This window comes from Acinetobacter sp. 24-47-47 (assembly GCF_057737035.1).
On sequence record NZ_CM173216.1, the window covers coordinates 525,545 to 538,246 of the forward strand.

Below are 12,702 nucleotides of genomic sequence, written 5' to 3' on the forward strand. Positions count from 1 at the left end.
ATCGAATTATGAAGAAAAAAAAGGTTGTACTTGCTATTTTTACTTTACAAGGTAACGGTGCTGAACGGTTCGCATTAACTTTAGCTAAAGGAATAAATAATGCAGGGCATGAAGCACATATTGTTTATTTCAAAGATATTATAGATTTACCTATTCCTGATGGAGTAGAGACACACTTCTTTAATTATCAAAAATTTCGTGGCATACCTAAATTTATGCGCCAAAGTATCGCTGCCAAAGCCTTTGATCGCTTTGTGCGTCAACAGATTGGTGAGCCAAATTTGGTACTGTCCAACTTATATCCAGTCGATTTTATTTTAAGTCGTAGTCAGTTGCCTAATGTACATTTGGTAATTCATAACACCACTAGTTTGGAGTATGGACAACGTCTGACTAAGGCCTTTAAAAAGCAGTTGGCCAAAGTGTATTTAGCCAAGCCTTGTGTAGCGGTTAGCAAAGGGGTGGAAGCTGATTTTAAAGATATTTTTGGTGCTGATAGCAGGGTTCAGACAATCTACAATCCAATTGATGTCGATGCTGTTCGACACGCTGCATCAGAATTTATTCCTGATCTACCTCAGCCTTATTTGGTCAATGTTGGTAAATTTAAGCAGCAAAAACGTCATGATGTGTTGATTCGTGCGTATGCACAAGCACAGCTGGATCTGCCTTTGGTCTTGGTGGGTACAGGCGAGCTGATGGCTGACAATCAGCGTTTATGTCAAGAACTAGGGGTATCGGATAAAGTTCACTTTATCGGCTTTCAAAATAATCCGTATCCGTTTATTCAACGTGCACAGGCGATGGTCGTATCCTCAGACTTTGAGGGATTTAGTATTGCAATTTTAGAAGCATTAGCTTTAAATACGCCGGTTTTAAGTACGGATTGTCCATCTGGTCCTAGTGAAATTTTAGATAAAAATTTTTTAGTTCCAGTTGGTAATATTGATAAGTTAGCTAGTAAGATGTCTGAAATTTCATCATGCGATAAAATCTATAATCCTAGTTTATCTCGAAAATTTAAAGTTCAAACGGCTGTTGATGAATATTTAAGCCTTGGTGATTGTAGTGTACAAAGTTGAAGAAAAAATCAAGTTATCTGTCATTATTCCTGTTTATGGTGTAGAAGACTATATTGAAGACTGTATATCATCACTTTATAGTCAATTAACTAAGGAGGTGGAATGTATTTTTATTAATGATGGTTCAAAAGATAGATCTATTGATATTTTAAAGAATTTTTTAAATAAACAATCCTTTAAAAAAAATATTAGGATTATTGATCAGGATAATCAAGGGCTAAGTATGGCACGTAATAATGGTGTTGATTTAGCTGAAGGAGATTATGTATCTTTTATTGATTCTGATGATTATGTCCTAAATGATTATATAGAAGAAATAATTAATGTGATTGATCATAACAAGAATGTTGATCTTATACATTTTAATGCGATCGAGGAAAACAAATTTTTAACTCAAAAACCACTTGTATTAGCTGATCAAATACAGTTAGTTAATAATGTAAATGAAGAGTACTTAAAGAGAATTTTTAAAAAAAACAAGTGGTATGCATGGTTGAGGGTTTATAAAAAAGACTTATTAAAAAACATTAGATTTCCTAAAGGTTATTATTTTGAAGATATGCTTGCTGTGCCGTTTTTATATAATGAAAATATAAAAATTTATGAATTAAATAAAACACTAATTTTTTATAGGTATAGACCATCTAGTATAAGTAATTGTAGTGTTAATGAAAAACACTTAGAGAGTTTATTTTATGGGGTGGATTTGTTTAGAGAAAATCGTGATAAGTGTCATTTTAAACAAGTGTATATTCATTTAATATTAGGATTATTTAATAATTATATAAAAATGAATTTTAAAAAGTATTGTCGTTTTATCAACTCAATTAAGTTTAAAGATTTGAATTATATTAAAAATAATTCAAATGAGTTGCATTGGAAAGTAAGGTGGATGTTGAAAACCCCTAAATTTTTTTACCTATACAAAAATTGGCTAGGTCTTAGAAAACATAAATAAATATAATAGGGTATTTACAGTGTTCTATTATTTATTATCCGCATTTCCTTTAATCACCATATAAATAAGTGCGGCGATTGAACCAAAAGCTGCAATAAAACTACTCGTACTAAAGAACACTATACGCTGATAAGTGGTGAGGTTAAATAATTGTTCATTCAAGATATAACGCATAAATGCCCATTGCACGATGCAAAATACAATAATAATGATTGTATGACGACGAACATCAGGACGCATAGCCATATGAATGAACTCTTAAATATTTTCTGAGATTATGCCATTTTTGAGCGTTTATCTCAATGAAATAAAAACCCTGCAGTTGCAGGGTTTTTATTTAGATCAACAAACGTTATTCTTGTGATTCAGCTTTTGGTTTTTCACGTAAGCGAATACCAAGATCACGAAGTTGAGTTGATTCAACTGGTGCAGGAGCTTGTGTTAAAGGACATTCCGCAGTTTTCGTTTTCGGGAATGCAATCACATCACGAATAGAAGAACCGCCAGTCATTAACATCACAAGACGGTCTAAACCGAATGCTAAACCACCGTGTGGAGGTGCACCATAACGTAAAGCGTTCAATAAGAAGCTGAATTTCTCTTCTGCCTCTTCTTCACCAATACCTAATGCTTCAAAAATTGCTTTTTGCATTTCTAGGTTATGAATACGAAGCGAACCACCACCGATTTCAGTACCGTTAAGTACCATATCGTAAGCAACAGATAATGCTGCACCTGGGTTATTCTTCACTTCTTCAACGCTAGATTTTGGTAATGTGAATGGGTGGTGAACAGAGGTCCATTTACCATCATCAGTTTCTTCAAACATTGGGAAATCAACAACCCAAAGTGGTGCCCACTCGCAAGTTGCCATCTTCATGTCATGACCGACTTTGATACGTAAGGCACCCATTGCATCGTTTACAACTTTCGCTTTATCTGCACCGAAGAATACGATATCGCCATTTTCAGCACCCACACGTTTTAATAGATCAAGAACGATTGGCTCGATGAATTTCACGATAGGAGATTGTAAGCCTTCGATACCTTTTTCAAGTTCGTTAACTTTGATATACGCCAAACCTTTTGCACCGTAGATGCCAACAAATTTAGTGTACTCGTCGATTTGGCTACGTGGAAGAGAGCCTGCACCTGGAACACGTAATGCAACAATACGACCTTTAGGATCTTTAGCAGGGCCAGCGAATACTTTGAACTCTACGTCTTGCATTAAATCTGCAACGTCAACGAGTTTAAGTGGAATACGTAAGTCAGGCTTGTCAGACGCATAGTCGCGCATTGCATCTGCATAGGTCATACGTGGGAACTTATCAAATTGAACATTAAGAAGTTCTTTAAACATCTTAACTGTTAAACGTTCCATTAAATCCATGATGTCATCGTCACTCATGAACGATGTTTCAACGTCGATTTGTGTAAATTCAGGCTGACGGTCAGCACGTAAGTCTTCGTCACGGAAACATTTAGCAATTTGGTAATAACGATCAATACCACCCACCATTAACAATTGTTTAAACAACTGTGGTGATTGCGGAAGAGCGTAGAAACTACCATTTGATACACGGCTTGGAACTAAATAGTCACGCGCACCCTCAGGAGTCGCACGTGTCAAAATAGGTGTTTCAACGTCTAAGAATCCATTTTCTTCGAAATAGTTACGAATAAGGTTTGTTAATTTAGAACGGAAACGTAAACGCTCTAACATTTCTGGACGACGAATGTCCAAGAAACGATATTTCAAACGAATTTCTTCTGAAATATTAGTATTATCATCATTTAATGGAAATGGTGGAGTTTCAGACGCTGCTAGAACTTCAATTTCTTTACCTAATACTTCGATTTGACCACTCACCATGTTGGCATTTTCAGTACCAGCATAACGACGGCGAACACGACCAGTAATTTTTAATACAAATTCAGAACGAGCTTTATCAGCTGTTTCGAAAGCTTCTGGTGTATCAGGATCAATAACCACTTGAACTAGACCATCACGGTCACGCATATCAAGGAAAATTACACCACCATGGTCACGGCGACGGTGTACCCATCCGCAAAGTGTAACGGTTTGATCAATTTGAGCTTCGGTTAATGAACCGCAGTAATGAGTTCGCATCATAGCGTTAAAAATCCAACTATATGGGTTAATGAAAGCGTATACGTAAACAGCGTAACGCCTTTATACAAAGGGTGAATTATGCCTCTTTGAGACTACAGTCACAAGGAGAAGATTATGAAAGCACTATTATTTAATGCAAATTTAAAATTAAGACGATCCTTCGAATAATTCCAATTGATCTAAGATTTGAAAAACAAGCGTACAAATCGCAAACGTCAATAGAAAGCCTCTAAAGAAATAATTAATTGAGAAGCCAATGTAACCATATAGGTCATTTAAAATGGCTGTATTGTAATTAGAGTAGAAATGAATAAATCCAAATAATCCACCTAATATTGAAATTAGCACGGATACCACAGCAAAAATAGTGATAGAACGGGTTACTCTGAATGATTGACGGTAAGTACAAAAATACTGTTTTGCAAACCATAAAATAAAGGGCAAAACAATAATAGAGGTACCGACCTGTAAAATTCGATGGAGGGGGTAGTGTTGTCCGAAAAGATTGATTTGTTTAGCTAATAGGTCATGAAAAGCAAAGGTTCTGTAATCAACATGAGTTAAACCATCCCAAAGGATATGACTGCTGATACCCAAGATTAATGAAATATTGATCAGCACCAAGAATTGAAAGACAGATCTAAAGTTCGAGAGTTTTAAGGGATTGTAAATACCAACCCATCTAAAAAAAGTAGGTCGTAATAGTGCATACCATAATAGACAGAATGCCATTCCCACCAATAAATTGGGATATAGCAATGCGCTCCATTGATGTGAGATTTGGATATGTTCGTCTGTAAAAAGACGAAATAAGTCAGGGACCATGCCACCAATTGCTAGAGCAGAAATAGGAAGTGTTCCTTTCGATGCTTTATGCAAAATTGGTGCGAGTACAGCATGTGAAATTGTAAAGGGCATTGCTGAAATATATCAAAAAAATGCTATCCGAATTTTATAGATTAACATTGATATGTAACCCATTGGTTTAATTATATGAAGGTAATTAATTTGGAGTAAATGAATGAAATATGATTGAAGTTTGGTTGAAATGTTATATTATAACAACAATTGTAAATTCTCGAATTTTGAGCTTGTCGTATGAACTTTCATAAAAATATCATTACTGCCTCCGTCTTGGCAGTGATAGCATCCGCAGCACATGCTGATCAAAAACAAAAAAATGTTCAATTAGATACAATTTCTTCTACCGCACATCCATTGGTTCAAACAGCTGCTGACTTCGCTGTAGCGGATCATGTAATTGATCAAAAAAAATTATCTGAAAGACCAACAACCATAGGTGATGCGTTAGCCGATGAGTTGGGTGTTTATTCTAATCAGTATGGAACAGGTGCAAGTCGTCCTGTGATTCGTGGCCAAGATGGACCGCGTGTAAAAGTTTTACAGCATGCTTCTGAAACTGCAGATGTATCAACACTTTCTCCTGACCATGCCGTAACGGTTGATCCTATTTTGGCGAAGCAAGTGGAAGTTATCCGAGGACCTTCAACATTACTGTACGCAGCTGGAACTGTGGGTGGTTTAGTCAACGTGACTGATCAAAAAATACCGACACAAATGCCAGCTAATGGTCTAGAGGGGCAAGTGGGCGTCCGCTACAACTCTGGGAGTGATGAAAAACTTGCGAGTGCAGGTGTAACAGCAGCTATAGGTGAAAATTTTGCACTTCGTGTTGAAGGCACGAAGCATAAAGCCAGTGATTATATCCCTTTCAAAGGTTACTTCACTGAACATCATCATGAGGGTGAGACAGAGCCTCATCGTGAAAGTGCTAAACGTGTAGAAAATACCTTCTCAGAAGGTCAAACAGTTAATGTCGGCGGCTCATGGATCCATGATCGAGGTTTTGTGGGGCTGTCATATAGTAATCGACAAGATAAATATGGATTACCTGGTCATAGTCATGAATATCATGGATGTGAATTGCATGGAGATCATTTCCATTGTCCACCACCTAATTCAGCGCACGACCATGAACACGAAAATGCTGCAGGTCCATGGGTTGACTTAAAATCTGAACGCTATGATTTGCGAACTGAATTAAATGATCCATTAAAAGGATTTGAAAAGCTGCGAGCTCATTTAAGTTTTACAGATTACGAGCATGATGAACTAGAAGAAAATGAAGTTATTAGTAACTTTAAAAGTAAGGGTTATGATGGTCGTTTAGAGTTGGTTCATATACCGTTGTTAGGTTGGGAGGGTGTTGTAGGTGTACAAGCATCTCAGCAAAAAATAAAACTTAATGCGCCTGAGGGACATGACCATGATGAAGTTGATCATGGTGACCATGATCATAGTGATCACGATCATGAACATCATGGTCATAGTCATGATGTTCTGATGGCGGATACAAAAACCAATAAGTACAGTTTATTTGCACTAGAACATAAACAGCTTGGTCCTGTGCATGTCGAATTGGGCGCTCGTGTAGACCATCAAAAAATTGATGTCGATTCCAATCAAAAGAACTACTCAGGGACTGCTGTTTCAGGATCAGCTGCAGCTAATTGGGAGTTCGCGCCAAATTATAAGTTGTCTCTAGTGGGGTCTCATCAACAACGTTTACCGCTAGCTCAAGAGTTATATGCAGATGGTCTTCATTTTGCAACAAACACATATGAGCTAGGTAATCCAGATATTGATAAGGAAACATCAAATAATCTAGAGTTGGGTCTCCATTATGAAGGTGATCAGCTCGATTATCATGTTCATGTTTATCACAATTGGTTTGAAGACTATATTTATGGTGCAACTGTAGCTCAACAAGGCAATTTACGTGGACTTAAATATACGCAGGATAAGGCACGTTTTTATGGAACTGAGGCTCAGCTAGGCTATCAAATTAATGATACTTACAAGGTGAGTGTGTTTGGTGATTATGTAAGAGGCAAGATAGAGGGGGAAAATGCTCCACGTGTTCCTGCTGGACGACTTGGTACAAAGGTGGAAACCAATTTTGCTGATGGTTGGTCTGGTTTAGCTGAGTATTATCATGTATTCACGCAAGATAAATTTGCTGACTTTGAAAAAGAAACCCAAGGTTATAACATGGTCAATGTTGGTGTGTCTTATGCTGGGCAGTTAAACAATCGCAACGATTATCGGGTTTATTTAAAAGCAAATAACTTGTTGGATGATCAGGTTTATTCGCACAATTCATTTTTATCGAATATTCCACAAATTGGACGTAATTTTACCGTCGGCGTTGAATACGGGTTCTAATTTAATTCAACGTGTTAAAAACAGTTTAATGCTTGAAAAAACGTAAATTAAAACCTAGTCTGAAAGTATCGGACTAGGTTTTTTGTTATGCGTCTATTTAAACGAATTCACCAAAAATTAAATTGGTCAAACCGACGTTATGTTGGTCTGATTCTCGGTATGCTGACCATCGGCTATTTAGCCTCAGCGCTATATCATATTTATAAACCATTACCAGAAGGGCTTAATTATTCCGGTAAATTACGGCATGCAAATGTGAAATTCCTAGCAGACCAAACTTATATAGATACGGCGGGTCAGCGACAGCAGCATCAGATTTTTGATGAAATTCTCAATCTTATTGAGCAAGCGCAAACCACAATTGTGTTAGATATGTTTCTGTTCAATCCTGAAACTGGTCAGTCTCAAAATCAACATCGCGCCTTAACACAAGAACTGACCCAAGCACTCATTCAAAAAAAGCGTCTAACACCGAATATTGAAATTAAATTAATCACTGATCCTATAAATTCAGTTTATGGTGGAATAATCCCAGAGCACTATCGACAACTCAGACAAGCAGGAATTGATGTCATAGAAACAGATTTATCACCATTACGCGCATCGAATCCACTGTGGTCGGGCATTTGGTATTTTTGTTGTCAGAGTTTAGGTAATAATGCTGAGAAAGGTTGGTTAAATAATCCTTTCGGGGAAGAAAAAATTACCATTCGAAGTTATTTAAATCTTTTTAATTTTAAAGCGAACCATCGTAAAACCATCGTAGTGGATACATCCGAGGGATGGAAAACACTAGTGACTTCGATGAACCCACATGATGGAAGCTCACGCCATTCCAATGTAGCACTTGTGGTCGAAGGGCATACAGCTGTCGATATTTTAAAAACTGAACAATCAGTGGCTTTATTTTCTAAAGCAAATATTCCAATGGTTATTGTGGGAGATGTGCCAGAAGATAAACTGTTGCCGCAAGTGCAAGTACTGACAGAAAAAGCAATATATGATGAACTGCTGAAACTGATTGAATCTGCTCAAGGTGCTGATGCAAAAATAGATTTGGCAATGTTCTATTTATCAGAGCGAGAAATTATTGAAGCCTTAATTAAAGCTCACCAACGCGGTGTTGAAGTTCGTGTATTACTAGACCCGAACAAAGATGCATTTGGACGTACTAAAAATGGTATTCCAAATCGTCCTGTCGCGACAGAGCTCTATAAAGCTGGAATAGACGTACGCTGGTGTAATACACAAGGTGAGCAGTGCCATTCAAAAATGATTATTAAGCGTAGTTCAAATCAGGTTGAACTGATTTTGGGGTCGGCTAATTTTACTGCTCGTAATTTGAAAAATTATAATTTAGAAACTGATTTACGTGTTATTGGCTCTTCAAATCAGCAAGTTTTTAAAGATGCAGTACAGTATTTTGATACTGCTTGGATGAATTTAGAGGGTAAGCAAATGAGTGTTGATTACTCAGAATATGCAGAAGATTCAATAATGAAATATGCCATTTATCGATTCATGGAATGGAGTGGTCTCTCAACCTTCTAAAAAAATCCCTCGAAAGAGGGATTTTTTCATTTATGGATTCGGTGGAACTAATTTATCGAGTTCCTTATCATCAATCTGATCGAGCTCTTTAATATCGGTTTTAATTTTCCACTTAGACTCATCCTCAACAGGTTGAGGTAAACGTGCTTCTAACCAATCACAAACCACATCTGGCGTAAAATCAGGATGATTACACTGAATCACCCAAGATAAGAATTGTTTCGCCTCACCATTCATATAGGGTGGAGGAGACACTGGTAAAAACTGAGTGGGTAGGCGTTCATTTTTAGAAATGTAATTTAATACATGACCAAGTTCTTGAACCGTTTGCCAAGCTAAGGCATGGTCGATATTGATTTGAAATTTAAACCACCATGCATGTTCACCATCAGTGCCATAAGAATCGATATAGTTTTCTTGGACACTCGGAACTTTACAAAAAAATTGGTGCAGGCGATCAAAACTCATTTCAGGCACGGTGGATAATCTCGCAAAGTTAAAAATGGTTAGTCTAGCAGATTTACAAACAGACTCATGCAGATAAATAAAAGGTCTAAAGTATTAAATTTAAAATTTTAAATAATGTTCAAGATTTCTACATGATTGATCTATATTTAAGCTTTAGAATGAATTTTGAAAATAAAAGTAATCTTAAATTTGGAATGAGGTAATAGAGATGAACAATACATTATTGGTTAAGACTCTATTGGGTTCAGTGATTCTTTTAATAACGAGTCATACTTTTGCAGATAGTTGGGGTAATTACCAAGGTTCTAAGGTTCGACCTGTAAAACCAACACAGACTCCAATATATACTGGTAATGCAGATCGTCTAAGTAAGCCAGTCCCATTGCAACAACCACGTTTTGCTCAGAATAGACCTCAATTACAGCGACCATATCCTCCTTATCCAGCGTATCCGCAGCAGAATGGGATTACAGTGATCTATCAACAGTCTTTACCGACCACGACGACATATTCTAGCAAGCAGTCAAGTTTCGTAAATGGGCAGGGTGGTACTATTGAAATGAGTCAGTATATGCTGATTTCAGATTGGCGTCGTTATGGTCTTCCTGCACCACAAGTTGGAATGCATTGGATATACCAAAATGGTCGATATATCCAGATGCCAAATGATCGTTAGATGCTTGTTCAAACTTGCCTAAACCATCTCTATCTAAGCCAACTCATCATCTTCAGGGCGTGGTGTTTTTCCAAATGGTAAAGGTTTATCTTGGTGTTTATCTCGGATCACTGATGGAAAATTCCAAGAAGCAAAACGCACGACCAATATAGCGAATGCTAGGATTAAAATTGATCCTGTAATAATGACTAAATCAATATCAGCTTTATGGTCATGTTGAATATCTGAAATTAACAGACGTGTCAGGGCAGTGATGGCGATATAGATCAGAAATCTGACGGGCATATGATTGGTCTTAAAATAAATACCTACCATCGCGCCTAGCTCTAAATAGATAAATAACAACAGAATGTCATCAATCGTTGCATATTGTTTTACCGTAAGAATATCAATCACGGTATGTCCTGCAGACCAAATTACCATGCAGCCAATAATAAAGAGCGCAATATAGTGGAAGCTCTCAACTGCTAGATTTCCAAAACGATCTAATAAGGATTCGAATTTTGCTACGCTAATATCTTTTTTACTCATGACATCTCCTCCTTTGAAAAAACCTGATGGTTTCATTGGAGTGATGCAAAATTCATGCTCATCTTATGCCTAAGCAGGGAAGACTATTATGAGGTGATTTGAAAATAAGCAAATTTCAGATAAAAAAAGCCTGAAGAATCAGGCTTTTTTAAGATAAAACTTATGATTGATTTGTGAAGTAATCTTCGCTAAATCCCATCACGATTTCAGAGCTAGCTTTGATGCGAGCTAAACGTGTATTTAATTCAGGTAAAACGCGTTGGATGTAGTAGTTCACCAAAGATAATTTGTTCTCATAGAACTCACCTGATTTTTCACTCGCAGCTTTAGCAATTTTAGCAAACATATAGGTAAAGCTGAGTAAGCCTACCGCATGTAAATAATCCACCGCAGCAGCATTCGCATAATCAGGATTTTCAGCAGCACGTTCAAGAACAACTTGTGTAATCGATTCAAGTTCAGTTGCAGCATCAAGAGTGGCATCTTTGATGTAATTTAAGTCCGCATCTAATGCATTTGCAAAGTCACGAATTTCTTCGATATATTCTGCGATGAATTGACCATTACATTTAATCGTTTTACGACCAATCAAATCTTGTGATTGAACGCCGTTCGTGCCTTCATAAATTTGTGAGATACGAAGATCACGGATACATTGTTCCATACCCCATTCACGAATATAGCCGTGACCACCAAAGACCATTTGGGCATCTAGTGTCGCATTGAAAGCAGTGTCTGTTAAATATGCTTTTGCGATTGGTGTGAGCAAAGCAACACGATTATTTGCTTTTGCAACTGCTTCTGGATCCGTCGAGAACTTTGTAATATCCAGTTGTTGACCTACATATACTGCAAATGCACGTGATGCTTCATTGTTCGCACGCGCATTTAAGAGCATACGACGTACATCACCGTGTACAAGAATACTATCAGCAGGTTTATTCGGAGATTTCACACCTGTTGCACTACGACCTTGTAAACGATCAGTGGCGTATTGAGCAGCATTTTGATAAGCAAATTCTGAAGCGCCTAAACCTTGGATACCCATGGACAAACGTTCATAGTTCATCATCACGAACATTGCAGCAAGACCTTCGTTTTCTTTACCGACTAAATAGCCTTTTGCACCGTCAAAGTTCATCACACATGTTGCAGAGGCTTTGATCCCCATTTTGTGTTCAATAGAACCAGGGCCTACAGGGTTACGATCACCCAAGGTACCATCTTCATTCACTAAGAATTTAGGTACAATGAACAGAGAAATACCGCGTGAACCAGCAGGAGCATCAGGCGTTTTTGCTAATACAAGGTGAATAATATTTTCAGCTAAATCATGGTCACCACCGGTAATAAAAATTTTAGTACCTGTGATGTTGTAAGTACCATCTTCATTACGTTCAGCCTTAGTTTTAATAATGCCTAAATCAGTACCTGCGTGAGGCTCTGTGAGACACATCGTACCTGACCATTCACCTGAATAGATTTTAGGAAGATAGGTTTCTTTTTGTTCTTGAGAAGCATAGCTATTTAATGCCATACCCGCACCCACAGAAAGAAGTGGGTAAAGCATAAATGATGGGTTGGTTGCAAAAAGCATTTCATCTGCAAGCACAGTCAGCATTTTTGGCATGCCTTGACCGCCCCATTCTTCGTCAGCACCTAAGCCAATCCAACCACCTTCTGCATATTGTTGGAACGCTTCTTTAAAGCCCGCTGGTGTGGTAACAGATCCATTATTATAAGTTGCGCCTTCTTCATCACCTGTGCGATTTAGGGGAAGGGTTACGTTTTGAGCGAATTTAGCCATCTCTTCTAAAATAGCTTCAGCTGTCGCAGCATCAATATGAGCTAAATTCTCATTTGATTGCCAAAATTGTTCAGCTTGAAATACATCATTCAAAATGAACTTCATATCTGTAAGAGGCGCATTATAGATTGGCATTTTCGTTCACCTTTTTTTTGTTTAAATATCTTTAGTTCTTAGCAGTCTATCGAAGCATATTAGGACTTGTTAGACGACTAAAGGTTAATATCTCGAATTTATTTATAAAGA

Annotated in this window: 11 protein-coding genes; 5 read left to right on the forward strand and 6 right to left on the reverse strand. The window is 37.3% G+C overall.

Annotated features, from left to right (window positions below; genetic code table 11):
• The first annotated feature begins 8 nt into the window (after positions 1–8).
• Both AC1M9E_RS02460 and AC1M9E_RS02465 read left to right on the forward strand, forming a co-directional pair.
• On the forward strand, positions 9–1,082 hold the full coding sequence (locus AC1M9E_RS02460) for a glycosyltransferase (RefSeq protein ID WP_481597946.1): 1,074 nt from the start codon (positions 9–11) through the stop codon (positions 1,080–1,082).
• Entirely contained in the window at positions 1,069–2,040 is a 972-nt protein-coding gene (locus tag AC1M9E_RS02465) for a glycosyltransferase family 2 protein (RefSeq protein WP_488224991.1), read from the forward strand. The genes AC1M9E_RS02460 and AC1M9E_RS02465 overlap by 14 nt, the downstream gene beginning before the upstream one ends.
• Before the next feature lie 27 nt (positions 2,041–2,067).
• Here AC1M9E_RS02465 and AC1M9E_RS02470 read toward each other — a convergent pair whose 3' ends face one another.
• From AC1M9E_RS02470 to AC1M9E_RS02480, 3 genes are all read right to left on the reverse strand, one after another.
• A complete protein-coding gene (locus AC1M9E_RS02470) occupies positions 2,068–2,286 on the reverse strand; it encodes a hypothetical protein (RefSeq protein WP_481593534.1) in 219 nt (72 codons plus the stop codon).
• A gap of 106 nt (positions 2,287–2,392) precedes the next feature.
• On the reverse strand, positions 2,393–4,177 hold the full coding sequence (gene aspS / locus AC1M9E_RS02475; protein ID WP_035265578.1) for an aspartate--tRNA ligase: 1,785 nt from the start codon (positions 4,175–4,177) through the stop codon (positions 2,393–2,395).
• Between the two features lie 147 nt (positions 4,178–4,324).
• A complete protein-coding gene (locus tag AC1M9E_RS02480) occupies positions 4,325–5,095 on the reverse strand; it encodes a DUF4184 family protein (RefSeq protein ID WP_488224992.1) in 771 nt (256 codons plus the stop codon).
• Positions 5,096–5,275: 180 nt separating this feature from the next.
• Here AC1M9E_RS02480 and znuD point away from each other — a divergent pair, with 180 nt between their 5' ends.
• Positions 5,276–7,423 carry a zinc piracy TonB-dependent receptor ZnuD gene (gene znuD, locus AC1M9E_RS02485; RefSeq protein ID WP_481607931.1) on the forward strand — a complete coding sequence of 716 codons (2,148 nt, stop codon included), beginning with the start codon at positions 5,276–5,278 and terminating at the stop codon, positions 7,421–7,423.
• 87 nt (positions 7,424–7,510) lie between these two features.
• Positions 7,511–8,974, forward strand: a complete 1,464-nt coding sequence (locus AC1M9E_RS02490; protein WP_481607930.1) for a phospholipase D family protein — start codon at positions 7,511–7,513, stop codon at positions 8,972–8,974.
• A gap of 30 nt (positions 8,975–9,004) precedes the next feature.
• On the opposite strand, the gene AC1M9E_RS02495 is transcribed toward AC1M9E_RS02490, so the two are convergent.
• Positions 9,005–9,451, reverse strand: a complete 447-nt coding sequence (locus tag AC1M9E_RS02495; protein ID WP_092767573.1) for a hypothetical protein — start codon at positions 9,449–9,451, stop codon at positions 9,005–9,007.
• Positions 9,452–9,650: 199 nt separating this feature from the next.
• Here AC1M9E_RS02495 and AC1M9E_RS02500 point away from each other — a divergent pair, with 199 nt between their 5' ends.
• The gene (locus tag AC1M9E_RS02500; RefSeq protein WP_481589245.1) at positions 9,651–10,118 is read left to right on the forward strand and encodes an RcnB family protein; all 468 of its coding nucleotides are present in this window, start codon (positions 9,651–9,653) and stop codon (positions 10,116–10,118) included.
• 33 nt (positions 10,119–10,151) lie between these two features.
• Here AC1M9E_RS02500 and AC1M9E_RS02505 read toward each other — a convergent pair whose 3' ends face one another.
• A complete protein-coding gene (locus AC1M9E_RS02505) occupies positions 10,152–10,649 on the reverse strand; it encodes a phosphate-starvation-inducible protein PsiE (RefSeq protein WP_481607929.1) in 498 nt (165 codons plus the stop codon).
• A gap of 160 nt (positions 10,650–10,809) precedes the next feature.
• Positions 10,810–12,591: an acyl-CoA dehydrogenase C-terminal domain-containing protein gene (locus AC1M9E_RS02510; protein ID WP_092767569.1), complete on the reverse strand. Its 1,782-nt coding sequence runs from the start codon at positions 12,589–12,591 to the stop codon at positions 10,810–10,812.
• Between the last annotated feature and the right edge of the window lie 111 nt (positions 12,592–12,702).